The 274-nt window shown below is 69.7% G+C and carries 1 protein-coding gene; it reads right to left on the bottom strand.

What is annotated here, in order from left to right; translation table 11 throughout:
* Positions 1-274 (bottom strand): class 1 fructose-bisphosphatase (locus tag HKX41_11435; GenBank protein NNC24744.1); only part of this gene is annotated, 274 nt, incomplete at both ends.

Raw genomic sequence — 274 nt, 5'->3', positions numbered from 1 at the left:
CAGTTCCTCGCGGAGCGGGCGCTTGACGCCCGATTCGAGGATGTACTCGCTGACGACGCCGTCGCGGGCGGCCACGAGCGTCGTCACCGGGCCGTAGAGGATGTAGCCAGCGGCGAGCAGGTTCTCGCCGCCCGTGGGGAGCGGTTCGTCGTAGACGCTGTAGAGCGTCCCCATCACGTTGTTCGGCTTCAGGTTCGTCGACCCGTCCAGCGGGTCGAGCGCGACCGACACCCCCTCGCCGACGTCGATGACGTCGGGGCGCTCCTCGCTGGCG

Origin of the sequence: Salifodinibacter halophilus (assembly GCA_012999515.1) — a bacterium.
GTDB classification, from domain to species: Bacteria; Pseudomonadota; Gammaproteobacteria; order Nevskiales; family Salinisphaeraceae; genus Salifodinibacter; species Salifodinibacter halophilus.
This window is presented reverse-complemented; position numbering and strand designations above follow the sequence as displayed.